This window comes from Lysinibacillus sp. NPDC059133 (genome assembly GCF_042755925.1).
Taxonomy (GTDB): Bacteria; Bacillota; Bacilli; order Bacillales_A; family Planococcaceae; genus Lysinibacillus.
This window is the reverse complement of record NZ_JBHZDH010000071.1, coordinates 1-22,018: the sequence shown is the minus strand read 5'-3', so window position 1 is coordinate 22,018 and position 22,018 is coordinate 1. Positions and strand designations below refer to the sequence as shown.

The window sequence follows — 22,018 nt, the reverse complement described above, 5'->3', positions numbered from 1 at the left end:
GAATTTAAATAAGCTGCCGCCTGCAAAATACAGACAGCAGCTTCAGAAAGTTGCCTAACCTTTTTTAAAATGTCCTTTACAAAGGGTACATATTAAATAGGTACTGTCTCTTTTTCTAAGTGTTTTTTCAACTAAATTGCTCCGATCGTTCAATAAAGAAAAAAGAGCTGCCTATGCAACCAAGCATCCCGTTAATTGAACAAGACGAACACAACCTTTTTGCTATTTTTCCTATCTCTAAATTTATCCTTCTTTATCGTAAGTATTCCTTGAAAGTTGGAGACTTTGGCATAAAAGTATTTCCGCCCGCTACCATTTCTTTTGTTTCAACATCATAAATTGCATATCTACCTCTAAATTCTTTTTCTGTGTCTTTAAAGGAATAAAAGAAATAAACTTGCCTATCAGGGCTAACAGTCTGATGGTAGTTAATATCTATATCAGGATAGGGTCGAAGAATATTTCCATCAAAAGTTATATAATTTAATCCTTCTACCTCATTAAATACTAACTTTTTTCTAATATTTACAGATGCATCAGGCATTTCTTTAAAAAGAAAAGTATCCAAATGTCTTTGCTGTTGCTTTGACCTCAGCTTATATCTATTATAAAGTTCCTGATGTACAGGATACTTCAGGTCTCTTAATGCCTGGTAAAATTCATCTTCAGTTTCATTAAAAAATTTTCCCTTATTTGCAGGATATAAATATTCAATTTTATCTGAAGCTGTAGTTTGTGAATAAACAGGATTTCCTACTAACATGGAAAGACTGAACGAACATATAAACATAAACAAACTAATTAAGAATGTCTCTTTCATTTAGGTTACTCCTTTTTAAACGTAACGTACCCTAAATGTTCTTTAACTATCCTGCTCTGTTAGCTCCATAAGAAAAGCTGCCTTTGATTGCTGATCTTTACACTCTCGCACCCGTCTTTTACACTATTTAATCATTTTACTAAAATCCGAAATAATACTGTGCAAGATCTTTTTGCTTTCTATGTCCTTTAGTCGAGGCGTCCGTCCAATCTGTTCATAGGCCCTTTCGTTGAACAAGTAAGCTATCTATAATCTTTTATTCCATTTTCAAAAGCCTGTCTATCGTCATTCTCAATCCCGTGCAAGGCCTCTTGTAAAGCAAATGTACTTTTATAAAATTTAACTCGTTCAGATATTTCATGACCGTTAGGATATAGGTTCATACACATATCAAAAAATTCTTCACCATAGCTAGAGAGTATGCCAGCAAAGTCATACGCTGGATCTCCTACACCAGAACCACCAAAATCTATTATCCCTGAAATCATACTTGTTTCTGGATTCCACAAGATGTTAGATGCTCCGAAATCTCCGTGTATAAGTGTTATATCTAAATTCGAGAATGCTTTCCCTTTAAGGAACGTTTCAAAAGATTGTGATATTTCATTTTGAGCATCTTTTCTGATAAAGGGAAATAATGTATTTTGAATTTTATCATACAGGTTATACATCTCTTCACTAGGATTACGAACCTTTAGTTTCAAATCTCGACTTGCTTTTTCTCCTGAAATAGAATGGAGTTCTACAAGAAAAGAAACAAGTTGTTTTGCCAACCCTTTCACCAATTCAACACTCTTAACATCTGTTAAACTTTCCTTCCACAACGGAACACCATCTATTAGGTTATAGCCAGTAAAGACCTTACCCGGTTCTAACTCTTCAAAAGACTGATAAATTGGATTCGGAATAGGAGTGGAAACGATCCCTTTAATGTATTTCAAAATTTCAGTCTCTCTTCTTAATTGAATGATGCCATTTTTATATTTTGGAAATCTAAAAACCAAAGATTTATTTACAATGAACACATCATTATTCTGTCCAATTTCATTAAGATAAAAGTCTTCAATGGAAAGGTCAGAATAAACGGATTGAATGTTTTCAATAAAGTTATTATTCATTTAGAATTACCCCCTTGGTCTCTTTCTATTGTTTTAATTCCCAAACTCTTGTTGAACTATCCTGCCATTTAATCTACATTTCATTAACACACCTTTATTTTCTCTTAATATAAAGCTTAAAATCAATTTATCGAAACATTTTTTCGAATTACCAGATTAATTTTAATATTTATCGGAACAATTTTTAAATTTATCGCCTAACTTTAATTTATCACCCAACTATTTTAATTTATCGCTCAACTTTTCTTATTTATCACCCAACTTTTAAACTTTATCGCTTCAAGAGATCAAAATTATCTACATTTCTTCATAATATTCAAATAGATTTCAACATAAATATCCAACAAAAAATCACCTCTTAGAATCGAGGTGATTTTTATCAAACATTTTTTATTAAACTACACAATGTCTAGTAGCCAAAAACGAATAGATGTCATTCAATTTAAGAAGCATCTTCAAACTGACTATTATATAGATCCGCATAGAATCCTTTTTCTGCAAGCAGTTCTTCATGATTACCACTTTCAATAATATCTCCGTCTTTCATCACTAAAATCAAATCAGCGTTTTTAATTGTTGAAAGTCTATGCGCAATAACAAATGATGTTCTGCCCACCATCAATTTATCCATTGCTTTTTGAATAAGTGCTTCAGTACGCGTATCAACGGAACTAGTAGCTTCATCTAAGATAAGCAATGGTGCTTTTTTAACCATTGCCCTTGCAATTGTAATAAGCTGTTTCTGTCCTACAGATAAACTTGTATTATCATTTAAAACTGTATCATAACCTTTTGGCAACGTTCGAATAAAGTGGTGTAAACCTACCGCCTTACAAGCGGCAACTACTTCTTCATCGGTTACATGTTCTTTGTTATAAATGATATTTTCCTTAATGGTACCTTCGAATAACCAAGTATCTTGCAGCACCATGCAAAATAAGTCGTGAACATTTTTACGAGTAATGGACTTAGTCGATACGTCCTCAATCATGATTTCCCCACTATCTACTTCATAGAAACGCATAAGAAGATTAACAAGCGTTGTTTTACCAGCCCCAGTAGGTCCGACGATGGCCACCTTTTGACCGGCTTCTATATGAGCAGAAAAATCTTTAATAATAAGTTGTTCTTTCGTATATCCGAACTTAACGTTTTTAAATTCTACATTACCTTTTACATCTTTAGCATCTAAAGTGACTTTCTTATCACTTTCATCTTTAAGCTCCTCTTCTTGTAAGAACTCAAATACACGTTCGCTTGCTGCGGCAGTTGACTGCAAGCTTGTAGCGGCCTGTGCTAATTGAGACAACGGCTGCGTAAATAAGCGGATATACACCATAAATGAAACAATAACACCAAATGTTATAGAACCTTTCACTACTAATGCAGCACCTACTACACACACAACAACATAGCCTAAATTTCCAATAAAGATCATGAGCGGCATCATCATCCCTGACATAAACTGTGCTCGCCAAGCGCTATTAAAAAGACTTTCATTGATTTCATTAAATTCTTGCGTTGCCGCTTTTTCACCGTTATAAACCTTCATGACATTATGCCCTGAATAGATTTCTTCAATATGGCCATTTATTCTACCAAGGTCTTGCTGCTGGCGTACGAAGTACTTTCGGGATTTGGATATAATAAATGTCATGAATATAAATCCAACGAAAGTTGCGGCAATTGCAGAAAGAGCCATCGTAACATTAATATAGAACATCATAATTAAAGATCCAAAGAACATTACTCCCGCTGTCACTAACGAACCAATACTTTGGTTTAGAGACTGTCCAATCATGTCCACATCATTCGTGACACGACTTAACACATCTCCGTAAGTTGTAGAGTCAAAGTATTTCAATGGTAATCTATCGATTTTGTTCGAAATATCTGAACGTAACTTTTTGGAAACTCGCTGCGTAATAGTAGCCATCATAAACGCCTGAATATAATTGAATACAAAGCTCAATCCATACAAAATAGCAAGTAACAGACCGATTTTTCCTATTGCCGTAATATCAATCTCACCAGTCATGCCATCCATTATCAAATCGGTGATCTCACTCAGCTTATTTGGTCCAATGATCGTGAAAATTGTTCCTACAACTGCCAATACAATGGCAAAGATGATGGCTGGTAAATAAGGTTTACAATAGGCAATCAACTTTCCCATAGGCTTTTTAAAATTCTTTGGCTTTTCTCCAGGAGCCATCATAGGACCTGGACCACCTGGACCACCTGGACCACCTGGACCTCTTCGGGGCTTATTTGTTTGTGTATTACTCATTTTCCAACTCCTCCTTCGATAGCTGCGAATAGGCAATTTCCTGATAAGTGTTGCAAGTTTTCAATAATTCACTATGTGTCCCCATACCAACAATTTTACCTTCATCAAGAACAATGATTTTATCAGCATCTTTAATCGTTCCAATTCGCTGTGCCACAATCAAAGAAGTTGCACCTTTCGTTTCTTTTTTCAAGGTAGAACGAAGTTGACGGTCTGTTTTATAATCTAGGGCAGAGAACGAATCATCAAAAATAAAGATTTCTGGGTTTCTATTCACTGCTCTTGCAATAGAAAGACGTTGTTTCTGTCCTCCTGAAAGATTTGTTCCGCCTTGCGAAATAGCCGCTTCATATTCACCGTCCATTTTCTCCACAAATTCTTGCCCTTGAGCAATTTCCACCGCTTTTTTGATTTCCTCATCTGTTGATGAAGTCTGACCGTTATCACCGTAGGCAACATTAGATTTTACCGTACCTGAAAATAATACGGCTTTTTGAGAAACGTAGCCAAGCTTATTATAAAGAGCTTCATGTGCATATTCTTTCACATTAATGCCGTCGACTAATACCTCTCCCTCCGTAGCATCGTAAAATCTTGGGAGTAAATTAATCAGCGTACTCTTACCACTACCCGTAGAACCGATAAAAGCAACAGTTTCGCCTTTATGTGCTGTAAAGCTAATATCCTTTAAAACATAGTCTTCTGCATCAGGATATTTAAAACTAACATTACGCAGTTCGATTTCACCTTCGATTCCCTTAGGCGACGATTTTATTTCTCCATCAATAATTGTCTGAGGTGTATTTAGTACTTCATTAATCCGTGCTGCAGATACTGCTGCTCTCGGTAGCAAAATGAATGTCATTGATAATAGCATAAATGCCATAACTACCTGCATTGCATAAGATGAAAATACGACCATATCACTAAACTTACCAATTCTATCCACACCCGCTGCATTATTAATTAAATGCGCTCCAATCCAATAGATTGAAAGGGTTAAACCCGACATAATCAGACCCATCCCCGGTTGCATAAGGGCCATAAGGCGGTTCACAAAAAGATTTGTATCAGTTAAATTGTTATTTACTTCTTCAAACTTTTCTTCCTGATACCCTTGTGCGTTATAAGCATGAACAACACGAATACCGGTTAAACCTTCTCTTGTTACTCGGTTAAGATTATCTGTCAGTTTTTGAACGACTTTAAATTTCGGTAGCACAAAGATGATTAGGTTACCTATCAAAATAAGTAAAACAATGACAGCTACTCCTGTTGCCGCTGACCACTCCCAACTTTTCCCCATGATCTTCAAAATAGCCCATGTTGCAAGGATAGGAGCCTTGATCATCACTTGGAGACCCATTGCAACAGTTTGCTGTATTTGCGTTATATCATTAGTAGAACGAGTAATTAGACTTGCGATTGAAAAACCATTAATCTCCTCCATAGAGAAAGATAGCGTTTTGTTAAATACTCCTTTTCGCAATTCCTTCGAAAGAGACGTTGCTACCTTTGCCGCAAAATAGCCCACGATGATTGCCAATATCATACTGCCAAGGGCACATAAAAGCATCTTCCCTCCAGCTGTCCATATCTCGCTCGTTTTACTGCCCTCTGTTTGTACAAGGGTCGTAATTTTAGCCATATAATCCGGCAACTTCAAATCCAGCCAAACTTGCCCTACAATGAACACAATACTGGCTACAATTAGCGTCCATTCTTTTGGTTTTAAGTATTTAAATATTTTCAACATGTTTGCAGTCCTCCTCAATTTAGTTAGCATGCTAACTATATAGTAAAAAATAATTCAAAATAGCATCTTCATCAAGATTCCAGATTCTCTTTCATAGCATCCATCACTTCAAAAAAAACTTCAAGTTTCTCTTCCGGGATACCTGTTAGTAATTGTTGTTCAAGCATTACTCTACGTGTCATGATACTATCATGTATTTTCAACGCATCTTCTGTTAAGACAATTTTTTTGAGTCTTGAATCATAGGGAACAGTTTGCCTAGTAATCAATCCATTTCTTTCCATAGATTTCAGTATTCTAGACGCTGTTGATTTGCGAATAGAAAATTCTCGTTCAAAATCTTTTTGAAACACATCTGTATCTTGATTTTTGTAAAGATAACTAATCGTCCAACCGTGCATTGCAGTAAGGTTATCTCTTTCCGTTTGCATAGTACATATGGTTTGATCCAATTGTCTTCTCATTAAGAGTGACAATGTACGCAACTCTAACCCAACTGATCTCCTTTTGCTCAATTTTCTACCCCCTAACTGTTAGCCTGCTAACTTTAGTATATAAAACAAGTTTATAGAGTCCCCTATATGTAGCATGGCGTACTTAACAATTTATTCGTAAGACGCTTATGCCATTAGGTGAAAGATGGATCATGTTCAGATTTATCTCCGTATTCAGTTTGCCATATTGACTGCAAAAAATTCAACAAAAAAGCAAAACCACTTTTTAGTTATGAAAATAAGTGGTTTTACTTTTCATCATAAACGTAGTTAATTAACCGATGTTTCTTGTTACTTTGAAATAAAGTATGCTAAGAAATGACAAAATAACAATGTTCATTTTCACTTTTCTAAGCCAGAATACAAAAAAATTACAGCTTGAAATTCGTTGGAAGAAACGATTTTTTTGCAGTTTAGTTAGGCATTTAATTTTACATATCTAATTTAGAAAAGGAAAGAATATAAAGGAGTTCCAAATCCGTCCCTTTTGGAATGGATCCTCTTATGTATACACTATGTAGGTCATTTTGAAGATGAGTGGAATACGTATTAACCACATCGTATATCACAGGAAGAAAAATTGGGTTGATTTTATTCCAGTCTGAATGATTAATAATGTGGCCATCTCTATCAGTAACACATAAGCTTCCAATTTCTCTAATAGTAGTCATCAGATATCTCCTTTTAAAGATTTATAGTAACTTAGTCTACCTACTATACTACGCCTGCAGGCTTTATCCCCTGACGAATAAAAACAACTAATGATATTATATCTAATATACATTTTTTTGAATATCTATTCATTATATCTATTTTGTATAAAAATAGGATAGCATGTTCTATAGAACACGTTATCCTATTTCATTTTGGAATTTTAAGGTAGTAGAGAATTAATACCTTAATCCTTATTTTCAGCAAACCCCATCTTCCAGCTAAAGTATTCGTTATCTGGATTTTTCTCATATTTTAAATGAGCGTCGAATTTAGAACCTTTTTTACTTGTTAAGCCTTTTACCAATACCGTTCCATCAGCTAGCAATTTCTTCACCATTATTTTGGTAGGCTACAGTCATTAGCATTTCATTTCTAATCAGCTACGAATTGTTTGTATGTAGCTCATCATATCCTCCTAGAATCCACGGTACTATTTTCATAACATTTGATAATCTGGGTAATTTTTTATTGTTTGCCAGTAGTCTGCTGCTTTTGTTCTCTTGTAAAACTTATAAAATGGTTCCTTTTGGCGAGCAAGTTCTTTGTAGACCCTAATTATTTCCTGTAAAAGATTTTCGATATGCTGTACAGGCACTTTTTTCACAAACAGCTCCCCTGCCTGTGCATTTTTGCCCATCGGAACAGCCCCTAAATACACATCAAAGCTATCTTTCTGATATACAAGCCCAATATCATCATAAACGGCATTATAGCAAGCTGATGCACAGCCATTCATATTAATGCGAATCCTGCTTGGTACTTCTAAGCCTTCAAGCTGCTGATACAGCTCCTCTGTAATCTGTGCTGCCTCCATTTTATCGCCATCACAAAAATCACAAGCCTTCATAGTTACAATCTGTCCTTGCTTTGCAATATATAAGCCCGCCTTTTCCAACTTCCTTTTGGCTGTCGATAATTCTATTGTTGGTACGGATAGTAGTATATTGTAGGACGCAGAATATTTAATAGCGCCACTCACTCCGACTACCTCTGCGATTGTTTGAAATTGTGCTGGTGTATAATGTTTGTTGATAATGCCAGGACTCACAGCAAGTCGCGTAAATTCACCTTCTCTGTTTAACTTAGCAAATGTTTTTTCAGGAATATTATGGCTAAAAGCATTTATAGTCATTTTTACCCTCCTCCTATAAAAAAAGCTAGCACATGGCTAGCTCCTCTTCTTTATTGAAAGCTTTCTGGATAAAATCCTTGTGCCAAAATTCGAATTGCTTCAGCCGCACGAACACCTTCAGACGCTGCTGATAGTGGTAAAATAACGAAACGTTTGTTTAATACCGCTTCCGTTTCTTTTAGTGCCGGATCATTTTTTAGGAAATTAATTTTTTCTTCAGCAGTAGTTGAACCATAGTCAATTACAACGATAACTTCAGGGTTGCGCTCAACTACATCTTCTTTTGAAACGGTTGTCCAGCCAGACTCAACATCCCCAAAAATATTTTTTCCACCTGCTACTGTCACAAGTTCATTCATGAAGTTTTGTGCAGCAGTGAAAACTTCTTTCTCACCACTATCAAATACAAGAATACGTAAATTCCCCTCCTCTTGCGGAAGCTTCGTACGAATGTCCTCTACATCTTTTGTCATTTGCTCAATTAACTTTTCTCCACGCTCTTCCACATGGAATATCTTAGCGATGTTACGAATATCGCTGAAAATATCCTCTAACTTAGGATTTTTAATGCTTGAAGAAGTATGTAAATAAGTGTGGATGCCAAGTGCTTCTAGTTCTTCTGGTGTTCCGACACCCTTCTCACCAAACCCGCTTTTCCAGCCTGCATATAAAAAATCTGCTCCTGCATCAATCACTTGTTCCTTTGTTGGGTATTGCTCAGCTAGTACCGGAACTTTATCATAAGCTGCCTGTAACGGTGGATAAATTGCATCATCTAAATATGCTGTTCCGACCATTGAATCCTCTAAGCCTAACGCTAGCATAATCTCTGTCACATGCTGATTTAAGCTAATTGCTTTTTTAGGTGCTTGCGAATAGACTTGTGTCGTATCGTTATTGTCAATCGTTACTTCCGTTGCTCCTGCTTTTGCTGGTTCTACTTGTTCACTTTGCGATGCTGAATCCTGTTTTTCCTCGTTACCACAAGCCGCTAAAATACTTAGCATTGCGATTGCAAGAACAAGCCATATGCTTTTTAATGTCTTCATGTCTACTTCTCCTTTTTTCTAAAAAATATATAGAAAGAAATCTAAGACTCATAAACTAACTAAAAAAATTGCTCAGATATATAATAAATATGCGGCTTTTTCGTAACAGGATGTACATTAACTTCCGCATGTACACCAAACACCTTTTGTAGCAATGAGGGTGTTAATACATCAAACGGAGTTCCATACGCCGCAATTTCTCCGTCCTTTAAAACATAAATTTTATCGCAATAAGTTGCTGCAATATTTAAATCATGCAAGGCTACAATGACCGTAATCGGCAAGCTCTGTATTAAATCCATGAGCTGGAGTTGATGCTGAATATCTAAATGATTCGTTGGCTCATCTAATGCCATGACCTTAGCCTGTTGCGCCAAAGCCCTTGCAACAACGACTCGTTTTTTCTCACCACCAGATAATGAACTAAAAGTACGTTCACTTAAATGCAGTACGCCTGCTTGCTGCATCGATTCCTCGACAATAGCTAGATCTTCTTTTGTATCCACTTCCACAAGCCTTTTATGCGGTGTACGTCCCATTGCAACAAGGTCCTTAACAGTGAACTCAAAAAGCACTGGTGTTTCCTGCCCTACGACGGCTAGTTGCTTTGCTATCTCCTTTGAAGATTGCTTGTAAATATTTTCATTAAATAAAAATACTTCTCCCTCTTGAGGTTGTAGCATACGGTACATATTTTTTAATAGGGTCGATTTCCCACTGCCATTAGGACCAATTATGCCCACAAACTCGCGTTCTTGAATATGTACAGAAACATTGTTTAATATTTTCACCTGCTGCACGGCAAAAGTAAGGTTTTTTGCTACGTATACCATCTAATTCTCCTCCCCGAAAGAATACATTTGCTTACGCAACATCCATATAAAAAATGGGCATCCGCATAAAGCAGTAATAATTCCAATCGGCATTTCCTCAGGTGCAATCACAATGCGCGCAGCTGCATCAGCCCATATTAAAAATATCGCACCAATTAATGCACTGACTGGCAGTACAAACTTATAATTTGAGCCGACAATCATGCGTACGATATGTGGAATAATCAGGCCTATAAAGCCAATTGCACCACTTATAGCAACAAGGACACCTGTTAATAGGGAAATTAATAGAATTAGTAGCAATCGAAATTTCTCTAAATTAACCCCCAGCGTAACAGCAGATTCTTCGCCTAGTAAAAGTAAATTCAAATGACGTGCATGAAGACGTAAAATTACGTAGACGACCGTTAAAACAACGAACGGAATCATTAAATTTACCCATTTCGCTCCAGCCAGACTTCCCATCATCCAATACATCACTGCCTTTATGCCGCCCTCTTCTTTCGCCATCATCAGCATAAAATTCGTCATTGCTGACAAAACTAGTGACACGGCAATTCCAGCTAATAATAATCGAATAACTGAAATTCGCCCCTCAACTCGTGCTAAGAAAAACACGATTAGTACTGCAATCGTCGCACCTATAAAAGCCGCAAGTGATAGCGCATACATACCTAAAAATGAAAAAGCGCCAAGTAAAATAACAGACGTCGCCCCGACAGATGCACCGGAAGATACACCTAAAATATATGGGTCTGCGATTGAGTTGCGAACTAAAGCTTGTATAGCAGCTCCCGAAATTGCAAGACCCGCTCCGACTATTATGGCAAGTACTACGCGGGGAGTACGAATTTGCCATATGATGATTTCCTGCGAACGACTCCAATCTTCTGTAATGCCAAGTGGATTGAACGGGATATGCGACAAAATAATACGCCATACAATACTAGGTGTAATAGACACAGAGCCTACCATTATCGCTAACGTCATTGATATTAGAACGACACCAGTCAATACTAATAAGAGTAGGTTGATTTTTCTTGTTGTTGGATTTTTCAAAACGCTCTCCTCTCTTAGGGCATAAAAAAATCCCCTTGTCTACAAGAGGATGTCATAGTTAAATAAAGGGCGTCTCTTCCCAGTCACTACAACCATCCTCGTGGTTCTATGTAAGTTTGTTACTTTTATTGGCAGGTCTCCTGGCTTAGGTTCATCATCTATACGCCTTCCCATAGCTCGCTACAGTGACATATTGTATAGACTCTCCATTACAGTTGCGGGACAGCATCGGATTTGCACCGATTTCCCTTTTAAGCAAACGAACAATGTCATTCGCACCAACAAAAATTATTAAGTTATAAGAGGAACAATATCAGAATATTTTCCAGATAGCAATTATATTATATATTACATTAAAGCAAAAATAGTAATAAACGAGATATTAATAGCTAGAAAATAGAACCATTAAACATTAATTACTATTGGAAAAATAAAATAAATTTAGATAATAATTTATCTTACCTTACTATACAAATTCCTCATAGTACGCTATTAGTAATCTCTTTCTTCTCGATATTCAATATCAGTGAGGGCAACACTCTACATTATCTACTAACAAATCTTTCATTCCGTTTTTTTTGGTTATCTATTTTTATAAATGGAAATTATAAAAATACAAAGGATTTTCTTTTTAAAAGGGTAGTGAAAATTAATTCAGAAAGATTCATAAATGCTTAATTTATATCCTTATTTTTCAAATTCCATCTTTCAACTAAAATATTCGTTGTCTGTATTTTTTTCATATTTTAATTAAGCATCGAATTTAGAACCTTTTTTACTTGTTAAGCCTTTTACCAATACCGTTCCATCGGCTAGCAATTTCTTCACCATTGTTTTGGTAGGCTTCTTCTTCATCGTGGCTAAAAATTTATCGTTTTTCCAGATGACAAATTTACAGCCCTTTTTCCAGTTACTGCAGCCGAAGCCTTTTTGTCCTTCAATCACGCTATGACCACATAATGGGCATTTCCCCACTGCTTCAAATTTCTTCTTTGTTCGTGTTACTTTGCTGAGTGTCACATCTTCACTATTTTTAAAACCAATTTCCATGTGTATCACCAATCAACCCCGCAACTCTATTTCCTTCTTCATCTTCTACAAAAAGACCAATATCTTTTACTACCTTATCTTCAATGTTATCAAGATTGTATTTTAATAACTCTTGAAAAATATGTTCTTTTTCTTCTTCAGTGACCTTTTCGGATTCAATGTATTTCATTTATTCGACCCCTTTATACGATTTTAATAATTTTCCTAATACCTTAATTCAGCACTTCTGCCCTTTTCAAAACTGACAGAAAACTCCACTCACAATAAAGTACACAACATAGTAAAGTGTGATTCAAACCTTTTTATAATTAACTGTTTAAAGAAGAAGCACCTTTATTAAAATATTCCCTCCGTTTTGTACCTGATACAGCTTTTAATGCCAATAACCCTAATAAGAAGAAGGCAAATGAACCTATTAACCCCACAGGACGGATCGAAGTTAATTCAGCAGCTAAACCTATTAAAACCGTTAAAGCAACAATGAAACCTGCTTCAATGACACTAAAGATGCTTCCGAATCTGCCCATCATCCTCACAGGAACATGATTTTGGTAGAAAGTCAAATACCCTGTATTTGCAAACGTTACAGCAAACCCAATTAAAAATACACCAGGCACTGCACTAAAAAAGCCACTCGAACTATAAAGTACTATATAACCCATTGAGGTAAAGATGGTACCAATACCTATTAAAAGATTAACGGCAAGTTGTTTTGAAAATACTGAATTAATAATGGATCCTATTATTATTCCAGCTCCAAAGACACTTAATAAAAACCCATAATTGGTGTCTGATATTGAAAGTACGCCTTTAGCAAAGGCTGCCTCGAGAGAATCTATTGCAGTCATGAATATAGTAGTGCAACTAAATAATAAATATATTTTTGTGACATAGATATTGTCCTTACTGAAATTAAAAACAATCCGAAAATCATTTTTTATCAAATCCCATGTAAATCTTTGCCCCTCTGTCTCTTTGAGTCTTGAATCAACATTAGGTAGCAGCATTATAATAAGTGCTGAAAAAAATAAAGCCACTGCATTTACATGAATGGCAGTATAAGGAGTACCCATCCAAAATAAAATCCCAGCAATAGCAGGACCTATTAGTGAACCACAAGAGTTGATAAAACTACGTAGTGCATTAAAGCGTTGCCGATCTTTTTCTGGTATAAGTTTAGTCATATAAACCATAGATGTAGGTTGAAAAATAGCACTTCCCATATTAATGATAAACGCTAGTACATAAACATAAATAAGTGAAGGTAAAAATGGAATTAACGCAATACATATTGCTCGGAAAATGTCTAATCCCATCATAAGTCGCCGTGTATTTACCCGATCAATTAAACTACCTGACCAAGCATTAGAACATATAGTTGCAATTGGACCAAGTATATATAATAAAGCAATTGCAAATGGGGAACCTGTTTCATTCAAAATAATTAAATTTAGTGCGATTAGGTAAACCCATGCACCCACATTCGAAATGCCTATTCCTCCTAATAGTATTAAAGGATACTTCCATCTGGACATAATCACCACTCCTATTTTATTTTTTTGTAAAACAAAATAAAAAAACTCACCCCCAAGATAGTTATCTTGGGGGCGAGTCATATCGCGGTGCCACCCCAGTTTATTTCTACATTGCTGCAGAAGCCTTATCGAGTACAGCTTTGTGAAAAAATCACCTGCGATACTCTATCTCTTTAACGTGAGAATACGTTGCACCATCATTGTTCCAACAAACAAATCCAATGCACAGCTCAAAGGCTTGTTTCAACACATTTCCTATCCCTCTTTTTCAGCTACCAGAGGTCTCTGTAGATAGTACGTATGTTTACTCTTCTTTTCATAGCTTTTTATATGCAATTTTGTAAATTTTATACTATTCTAAACTAAAATTCAATACAAAAAGAAGACCACTAATTTTTTCTATGACAAATGTAGAATTATTAGCATTATAGTATTGGTGTTACAGAAATTATTTACTTCATGCATACTACAATTATTCTTATTCAACTAATCTGTTCCGTTAGTTGAATTTCATTACACCAATGCATCAGTTTAAAAAGGAACTGATAGAATGGTGCCCTTTATCTTTTCTTAATGCTTCAACTATGAAATTTAAATCTCTTCCACTTTTACTTTGCATTAAACTCAAATTCAATTTTTCCTTCTACCAAACGGAGTGATGCATTAAATTGTTTACCATTCTTTGATTTAAACCCTTTAACCACGGCTGTTTTACCAATCTTACATAAATCATTAATGTTCTTTTCAGTTAGTTTTTTTCCTAATAGCCTCCCTGGGAACGTTTGCTTACAACCATTTTTATAATTCGAACAACCATAAAAGCTTTTACGCAAACCTATTTTTCCTACTTTACATGTCGGACACGTCACAATATCTTTCACAGCAGCTGGTTTAAACTGCTCAGCTTCAATCGTGAGCGACTCTAACTGTTTAGGCACCTCCGCTATTAATTGATTAACAAACTTGCCTATGCTTTCAATAAAATGTTTAGCAGAGCCTTCCCCACGACCAATTTTATTTAAGTAAATTTCCCATTTTGCAGTCATAGATGGACTTGAAAGTAATGTCCCTGCAATTGCCCGACATAAAAGCTCCCCTTTAGGTGTAATACTCACTATGTTTTTTCGCACTTCAATAAATCCATGCTTTTTAATCGTCTCTATAATGCCACTCCGAGTTGCTTCTGTACCAATACCTTCAATCGATTTCAGCACCTCGATTTCCTCTTCATCCTCAACTGATTTACCACATGTTTTCATCATCGTAATGAGTTGCCCTTCTGTATAAGGCTTAGGAGGCGTTGTCGTACCTTCTAGAATAGAAACCTTACTTTGTACTATCTCATCTTGGAATACGACAGGTAACGACTTTTCCCGCTCCTGCAACTCTTTTTCACTTGAAAACAATTCTTTCCAACCTTTTACAAGTTCTGTTTTCCCTACCGTTTTAAACTCTAAATTTTTGACATTCGTTATAATCGTTTTTTCATCGTATTCATAATCTTGGTGAAACACGGCGAGTGTCGTATTGACTATTTCGAAATAAATATTTCGTTCATCAGCATTCATTGATTGTAATGCTTTTTCTGTCGGCACTTTTTTCGTTGGAATAATAGCATAGTGCTCCCCAACGTTGGCACTGTCGACGTATCGTTTGTTATTCCCTCGATTTATCGCATTAAATGACTTTCCAACGAGCTGCTGATATTTTGCCAATGATTCATTTAAATAGGCAAATTCATTATGTGTAATGAGCTGTGAATCGGTACGTGGGTAAGAAACGAGCTTTTTCTCATAAAGTGATTGCGTAAGTTTCAACACATGCGACGGACTGTATTTCCAACGTTTATTGGCGGTGGCTTGTAATGTTGATAACGCATGTAGTTTGGGTGGTGCAATACGCTTCATTTTGTTCGTTACACTCGTAATTAGACCTGTATCCGTCGGTTCAACCCCATGTTGTTGCAATAACTGCACAGCCTCTGTACGCTCTTTTGTCTTTAACTTTGCCTTTCCTTTATATACACCATTTTGTGCTTTAAAAACCCCTTCAATTTCATAAAAATTTTCAGGTTTGAAATGTTCGATTTCCTGTTGTCTTTTATAAATTAAATATACGGTTGGCGATTGCACACGTCCGATGGAGATACTACCCTTAAAGCCATTTTTTTGTAAAAGTAGCGTATATAGGCGACTACAGTTCATGCCTACTAACCAATCACTAATTTGACGTGTTTTTGCTTCTTGGTACATGAGCAAATCACGCTCATTACTTTGCATATTATTAAAACCTTTTCGAATTTCCTCAACCTCTAATGAATTGATCCATAATCGTTTAACAGGCTTATTTACTTTCGTCATTTTTAAAAGTGAGTAGAAGATATTTGAACCCTCACGTTCACTATCGCAGCAGTTATAAATCATTGTTACTTGCGGATCACTAAAGATTTTTTTTACAGCATTAAATTGTGAATACATTTTAGAGACAACTTTATCTTCAAATTTTTGTGGAATGATAGGTAATGATCCAAGCGACCATTTCTCCCATTCCTTTTGATATTCTTTTGGTTCCTTTAATTCAACTAAATGACCAACTGCCCAGGTAATTACTGCACCTTCAGGAAAAGTAGAACAAGGTTCCAATTCAATAAATACTTTCTCTTTTTGTTTAATTTTAAATGCGTCTGCATAAGCTCTTGCTTGAGATGGTTTCTCTGCCAAAATGGCGATTTTCCCCATTAATCATCACATCTTCTTTAAAATATTTTAGTAGCTTTATATATATAAACATAAAACTCAACTAATCAGATTAGTTGAGTTTAGTGTAAAATACCTTACTACTATCTTACTTTAAACAATCTAAAATATCACTTACTAAAATCTTTGTACCAGGAGTGTAATACGTATCCTTATTATCATCCCATTCACCAGGGGACAATTCTTTGATTGTATTGAAAAATGCACAAAAAATCGCTATGTACCTATTGGAACATAGCGATTTTCGTACGAGTGGAACATTTCATCAGCTATTGGAAGTGTAGTTTTTTCTAAAGTAAATGTTTCTCCATTGGGGGAGTTTATATGAACCTCTATGAAGAGGAATGTTTAGAAAGCTCAAGTACAAATATTACTGTATTTTATTTAAGTTTGTTTTTTTAACTTCTTATTCTGATCTGCATCAAATTGGCTTATTGCTCCCGAGTGTACCTATTCGTGCTAGTTAAATAGCTTATACCTTCTCTTTAAATACCATTCTTGTGATTCATGCATATGTTTTAAACAGCCTTATATTTGCACCACCTGCATTGCCTTCTTAACCTCCTGAACATCTTTTGCTAATACGCTCTTCACATTGGCTCCAAACCATTCCAATGACGCATCTGCCTCCATGTTTGAATCTACTTCTGCTAGGAATTCATTATAATCAATTGCACCTTCAAACAATGGAACCATTCCTTCTCTAGACCCTGCTGCAGCATAAACATTGTTAGGAGCAAAAACACCAAGTTGTGCACGTGAGGCAATATTTTTAAAGTGAAAATGTGAGATATAAGGACGAAGTTGCTTCATGGCGACAATAGGGTCCATCCCTGATTCCCATATATGTAAAACGTCAAAGTTCACTCGTAGGCTTGAGTGATTCGTTTCTTCGAGTAACTGCATTGTTGAAGGTAGATTATCTGTCAATGTGTTCGGATGAGTTTCAACAAGCAAATATTGTCCTTTTGACTCAAGATAATCACAGAGCATTCTAAGTCTAAAAATAAGTTCTTCCCTTTCTTTTGTACTCGTGTCTGAGCTGCCCTTCTTTCCTACAAATGTACGAATCTTATTTGTTCCCCAGCGCCTTGCAAGTGAAGATAACCTCTCTGTTTCAGCCATCATCACAGAAACTGGTGCTTCTAATGGCAAATAATCACTAAGCATGCTCGTTTCCAAACCGTAGGAGCTTAGCCAATCTGCTCCATAATGAAGTTCATCTGCCAAGTTCTTTGCATGAACACCCCAGAGCTCGATTCCTTGAAAACCTTGCGTTTTTGCAAATTGGGCTAATTGGTCAATCGAGTGGAGATGGTGCCGAAACGAGATTGTACAGATAGATAGTTTCATATTATAACCTCTTTCTTGTGCTGTAATGTTAACCATGCTCGAAAGCATTCTTGTAATCCTTGCTTAATCTTGAACTCAAGGAGATTTTGTTCTTCTAACTTCACAAAAATATCTTCCGCTAGTAACAAATTTTCCGTCAGCGCAATCTTCATCGCTCGATACTGAATCGTTGTATAGCCATTCACTAGACGCTCAATTTCATTACACCATGTGTCAAAGCCTTCCTCTTCGCGGCCAAGTGCTTCCCAAAAAAATGCAAACGCATGCTCATATGCATACTTTCTAATCGCTATAACCGGCAATTGTTTTAATGCAGTCGGAAGTTTTGACATCCTTTCTTTTTCTTTTCCTTCGATATACTCTTTAATAATTTCGGTAATTGCATCTGTCAACGGATTACAATGAAGCTTTATACATGTATTAAAATAGGCTTCAACCGTCTCTGTAGTTGGAGGAATAATCGTTTTTGCATCAAAGTAATAGCCACCTCCGACAGTTGGTTCTTGAATTGCAGCTAAAATTCTCTCCTTCGGTAAAATCCCTTCCCAGCGAAAATCAGGGTCATACATAAACCATTCTTCTTCATTTTCTGTCGATTCTAGCATCACATAATGAGGGAATGGACGTTGATGAAATTTATTCTCTCGCTCTGGAAGCATCGATAAATCCAGCATCACCATCACCTGTTGATGTGAAGATTTATTCTCTAATAATCCTAGCAGTTTGTTTATATTTCCTTGTTTTGATTGCTTTTCGTCATACCATTTGTAAAGCTTGATTCCATAGAGCATTTCATACCATGTTTGAAAGAAATGATGATCAATTTGATCAGAGTGGTATGCTAGCACTCCGTTATCAAGCACATCAAAATCTGCGTCCCATACTCCAAAATAGTAGGGCCTATGATCGACGCCTTTCGTTTTCTTAATAACCTCACAAACACAGCTTACAAAACAATGAACTTTTATCATTTTTAGCCTCCGATTATTCTACCTTTTGCTGTTTTTCTAAAAAACTTGCTAGTGTTCCTACTGTTTTGAAATCTTTCGGAACGAGAACCTCATCGGGAATGGAAATGCCAAGATCCAACTCTATATGAAGAATCAGTTGAAGGACCATAATTGAATCCATATACAAATCCTCATTTAATCGGGCATCTTCATTAAAAGAGGACAATGTCTGCAACTCTAATGAATTTTCCATAATATCATAGATGCTCTTGATCAATTGTTGGCGCGTCATACTGGTATGCCTCCAAGTTTTTTTCTACTTACTTTTCCGTTAGGTAGCTTTTCAATTTCATGAACAAACACAAACTCCATCGGAATTTGATGTGGCGCGAGAAATTTCCGGCACCATTCTCTAAGTTCCATATTATCGATCGGTTCAGTAGACACATATAGTGCGCATACTCGCTCTCCTGATAAGTTGTCTTGTTTCTTATATACGACTGCTTCGACTATCCTTGGCTCATCCATTAACACGTTTTCAACTTCTTGCGGATACACATTCAAGCCTGCTACATTAATCGTGTCATCTATTCTTGCAAGAAAAGAAAGAACATTATCCTCTATATAGCCAAGATCTTTCGTATAGATCGTTTGTATAGACGTTTCAATGATAATTTCGCTCGGTGTTTGTTTATTACCAGCTGTCACCTTCACATGAGGAAGGGGATAACCCATTTCTTTCGGATCTTCCACACTAGGGTGAATCGCAACACACCCTGATTCAGAGCATCCATACTGCTGTAGTACTTGGTTAGATTTCTCTCTTAACGATGTCAACCAGCTATGTGGCATCACAGTTCCTGACGTCATCACGCGATCAAATTGTTGATCAATAGGTAATAATTTACTTAATGTATAAAGTAACGCTGGAGCCCCATAGAGTATGTGCTTAGGATATTCTTTTAGCTTTTTCAAAATATATTTAGGATTACTATTCGTAATAATAACCGGCTTTGCTCCCCTTCTTATGCAAGCTAAGACACCACAAATGAATCCATAAGAATGAGTAACCGGACAAGCAACAACAGAATTTGTCAAGGGATCAACAGGTAACGCCTTCACATAGCTTTCAATCTCTTCTTCCACTGAACTCCACGTTCGTTCAATACATTTTGGAGCTCCTGTTGTACCTGAGCTCATTTGAACTAATACGCCTTCTTGGTTATTGGAATGATTTGATAGTTCGATGAAAGAATCGATTGATTGGAACAACAAAAGATGACTACGTGCTGAAGAAGCAAGCCGTATAGAGCCCTCTTTTGGCGTCGCAGGATGGATTGGGACAACTGATCCACCTTTTCCGCGAATGTATAAACAAAGAGCTATATATTGGAAAGTATCATCCGTACAAATAGCTAGCCTGCGATTGTTACACTCCCTTAGATGAGGTAAGCTTTCAAATAGTTCAAACTGCTTCTCGATATCTTCTACTGTATAAAATTGATCATTGACATAAAACATCATCATTTCCCCTTTTCATCCGCTTGCGCCAACGTATTGTTGACGATATGTCGAAAATTACCTTCTTCTTGATTTTGAACTTTCTTTGTTAGCAAAGATTCAACATAAATATGTGTGCTAGTATGCTGAAGCTGTTCATTTCTTGAGCATAATGATGGAAAACGTTCAAAGTGCTTCTGTATTCCGTTCTTAACTAGACTCCAAAAACGTGTTTCTGCAAATCCATACTGCTCTTCTAGCAAATAAGATAGTTCACTTAAATGAAACACGAATAGTGTATCCATAGCTAACTCTCGTAAAGCCTCTACAGAAGACATCCAATAATAATGATCGACAGGTGCATCTTTAAAACGTTCGTGTACCGTTTCAAAGTCTGGAACGAGGCTTCTGTCTGCAATGAATTCTTCCATATATTCGATACTGTCATGGAAATCCCTCAGTACAACTCGAGTTGGCCACCCATTTTGATGTAATAAAATCATATTTTGCGCATGTGCCTCAACAGCAATACCGTGTGCGACTAGCAAGTGCCACACAGGAATAACACTCACTTCGATCAAGCGTTTTATCCACTCCTCCGTTCCATATCGGCAAAGCCAATCATCAATAAATGTACGCCCACCTCTCTCCATCATCATTAGTACAGTAAACGGTACCGCTTCCTCTTCATCCTTCATATACGAGCGCACACTTTCTCGCCATATGGAGCCAAGCTGACCTTCTAGTTTGCTGCTATGCTTTTTTACATTCGGTTCAAAAATAATCCCTGCATATTCTTCCAGTACAATAAGAGACGCTTCATTATGTAAATAGTCGTCTAATTGAATCACCCGTTTAAGCCATGCTGAAATATGAGGAGCGGCACAAACAGCATGAGAATGTAACTTTCGTAATGAAGAGGTATTCACCATATTCATCGAGCATTTTAATTGCGCCTTTTTTGGATTTGAAAAATTCCATAATGTTCGTACTGATTGGGTTGCCCTATAGTAATCACCTTTCACATTTAGAGGTATTAAATCTTTTTGCTCCATTAATCCAGCTAGTTCTTGCTTCATGTTATGCCATTGCCAAGGATGAACCGGAAAGAACGTATATTCTTCAAATGTTCCATCGAATACCGAAAGCGTTGCAAGAAGGTCTTCCCACAGCAAATGCCCTAGCTCTCTTTTCCAAAAGTTCTCTTCCTCTTCAAGAACTGAAATTCGTACGTAGCTTCTTCTCACTGCAACCCATTGAAGGGTAAAAGATTGTTTTGCCTCAGGGCCATAGTCTTTATGGTCGTCGATCGTAAAACCGGTTCTGGATTTAAAACAAGGGTGATATGGATGTCCTTCAATGATTTCTGATTCTAATTCTTCATAGCTCGAACTTCTTCTCGACATCGGCATTTGGAGATGATGATCATTCCATTCACAAAGCTTACTCGTCAAATGAAGTTCTTTCAGTAACCGAACTTTGTCTTTACGAGTCGAAAGTAATTCATCTACTAGATCCTCAAGCGTTGCTTCTAGTAACGTTTCATCTTTTCCTATGAGAAAAATACTATCTCCCTTTATTCGGATGCGATCAAATGCCATTCTTCTTC

Annotated in this window: 18 protein-coding genes, 2 pseudogenes, 1 riboswitch and 1 other annotated feature; all 20 genes and pseudogenes read right to left on the bottom strand. The window is 36.4% G+C overall.

Annotation, left to right across the window (positions count from 1 at the left end; translation table 11 throughout):
• Positions 1-253 precede the first annotated feature (253 nt).
• The gene (locus ACFXN8_RS24010; protein ID WP_386847990.1) at positions 254-820 is read right to left on the bottom strand and encodes a hypothetical protein; all 567 of its coding nucleotides are present in this window, start codon (positions 818-820) and stop codon (positions 254-256) included.
• A 242-nt stretch (positions 821-1,062) separates the two neighbouring features.
• A complete protein-coding gene (locus ACFXN8_RS24005) occupies positions 1,063-1,938 on the bottom strand; it encodes a phosphotransferase family protein (protein ID WP_376075750.1) in 876 nt (291 codons plus the stop codon).
• A 442-nt stretch (positions 1,939-2,380) separates the two neighbouring features.
• Positions 2,381-4,228 (bottom strand): ABC transporter ATP-binding protein, encoded by a 1,848-nt coding sequence (locus ACFXN8_RS24000; protein ID WP_386847989.1) that lies wholly within the window; start codon positions 4,226-4,228, stop codon positions 2,381-2,383.
• On the bottom strand, positions 4,221-5,984 hold the full coding sequence (locus tag ACFXN8_RS23995) for an ABC transporter ATP-binding protein (RefSeq protein WP_386847988.1): 1,764 nt from the start codon (positions 5,982-5,984) through the stop codon (positions 4,221-4,223). Before ACFXN8_RS23995 ends, ACFXN8_RS24000 begins: the two co-directional genes overlap by 8 nt.
• A gap of 71 nt (positions 5,985-6,055) precedes the next feature.
• Positions 6,056-6,499 carry a MarR family winged helix-turn-helix transcriptional regulator gene (locus tag ACFXN8_RS23990; protein ID WP_376075745.1) on the bottom strand — a complete coding sequence of 148 codons (444 nt, stop codon included), beginning with the start codon at positions 6,497-6,499 and terminating at the stop codon, positions 6,056-6,058.
• 410 nt (positions 6,500-6,909) lie between these two features.
• The gene (locus tag ACFXN8_RS23985) at positions 6,910-7,149 is read right to left on the bottom strand and encodes a hypothetical protein (RefSeq protein ID WP_386847987.1); all 240 of its coding nucleotides are present in this window, start codon (positions 7,147-7,149) and stop codon (positions 6,910-6,912) included.
• A 227-nt stretch (positions 7,150-7,376) separates the two neighbouring features.
• Positions 7,377-7,541, bottom strand: a pseudogene (locus ACFXN8_RS23980) (topoisomerase C-terminal repeat-containing protein); the annotation flags it as partial.
• Positions 7,542-7,628: 87 nt separating this feature from the next.
• A complete protein-coding gene (locus ACFXN8_RS23975) occupies positions 7,629-8,324 on the bottom strand; it encodes a precorrin-3B methylase (protein ID WP_386847986.1) in 696 nt (231 codons plus the stop codon).
• Between the two features lie 50 nt (positions 8,325-8,374).
• Positions 8,375-9,373 (bottom strand): ABC transporter substrate-binding protein, encoded by a 999-nt coding sequence (locus ACFXN8_RS23970; protein ID WP_386847985.1) that lies wholly within the window; start codon positions 9,371-9,373, stop codon positions 8,375-8,377.
• Positions 9,374-9,432: 59 nt separating this feature from the next.
• Positions 9,433-10,206 (bottom strand): ABC transporter ATP-binding protein, encoded by a 774-nt coding sequence (locus tag ACFXN8_RS23965; protein ID WP_386847984.1) that lies wholly within the window; start codon positions 10,204-10,206, stop codon positions 9,433-9,435.
• Entirely contained in the window at positions 10,207-11,196 is a 990-nt protein-coding gene (locus ACFXN8_RS23960; RefSeq protein ID WP_386847991.1) for a FecCD family ABC transporter permease, read from the bottom strand.
• Between the two features lie 182 nt (positions 11,197-11,378).
• Positions 11,379-11,563: riboswitch (cobalamin riboswitch) on the bottom strand.
• 410 nt (positions 11,564-11,973) lie between these two features.
• Positions 11,974-12,300, bottom strand: a pseudogene (locus tag ACFXN8_RS23955) (topoisomerase C-terminal repeat-containing protein); the annotation flags it as partial.
• Positions 12,299-12,484, bottom strand: a complete 186-nt coding sequence (locus ACFXN8_RS23950) for a hypothetical protein (protein WP_386847983.1) — start codon at positions 12,482-12,484, stop codon at positions 12,299-12,301. The gene ACFXN8_RS23950 and the pseudogene ACFXN8_RS23955, both read right to left, overlap by 2 nt.
• 139 nt (positions 12,485-12,623) lie before the next feature.
• A complete protein-coding gene (locus tag ACFXN8_RS23945; RefSeq protein WP_386847982.1) occupies positions 12,624-13,850 on the bottom strand; it encodes an MFS transporter in 1,227 nt (408 codons plus the stop codon).
• 65 nt (positions 13,851-13,915) lie between these two features.
• Positions 13,916-14,179: a binding site (T-box leader), on the bottom strand.
• A gap of 279 nt (positions 14,180-14,458) precedes the next feature.
• On the bottom strand, positions 14,459-16,588 hold the full coding sequence (locus tag ACFXN8_RS23940) for a type IA DNA topoisomerase (protein ID WP_386847981.1): 2,130 nt from the start codon (positions 16,586-16,588) through the stop codon (positions 14,459-14,461).
• Positions 16,589-17,134: 546 nt separating this feature from the next.
• A complete protein-coding gene (locus tag ACFXN8_RS23935) occupies positions 17,135-17,959 on the bottom strand; it encodes a sugar phosphate isomerase/epimerase family protein (protein ID WP_386847980.1) in 825 nt (274 codons plus the stop codon).
• A complete protein-coding gene (locus tag ACFXN8_RS23930; protein WP_386847979.1) occupies positions 17,956-18,930 on the bottom strand; it encodes a DUF6005 family protein in 975 nt (324 codons plus the stop codon). Before ACFXN8_RS23930 ends, ACFXN8_RS23935 begins: the two co-directional genes overlap by 4 nt.
• Positions 18,931-18,943: 13 nt before the next feature.
• The gene (gene asbD, locus ACFXN8_RS23925; RefSeq protein WP_049666019.1) at positions 18,944-19,201 is read right to left on the bottom strand and encodes a petrobactin biosynthesis protein AsbD; all 258 of its coding nucleotides are present in this window, start codon (positions 19,199-19,201) and stop codon (positions 18,944-18,946) included.
• Positions 19,198-20,436 (bottom strand): AMP-binding protein, encoded by a 1,239-nt coding sequence (locus ACFXN8_RS23920; protein WP_386847978.1) that lies wholly within the window; start codon positions 20,434-20,436, stop codon positions 19,198-19,200. The genes asbD and ACFXN8_RS23920 overlap by 4 nt, the downstream gene beginning before the upstream one ends.
• Positions 20,433-22,018: IucA/IucC family protein (locus ACFXN8_RS23915; RefSeq protein ID WP_386847977.1), on the bottom strand; the 1,586-nt coding region annotated here is incomplete at its 5' end. The genes ACFXN8_RS23915 and ACFXN8_RS23920, both read right to left, overlap by 4 nt.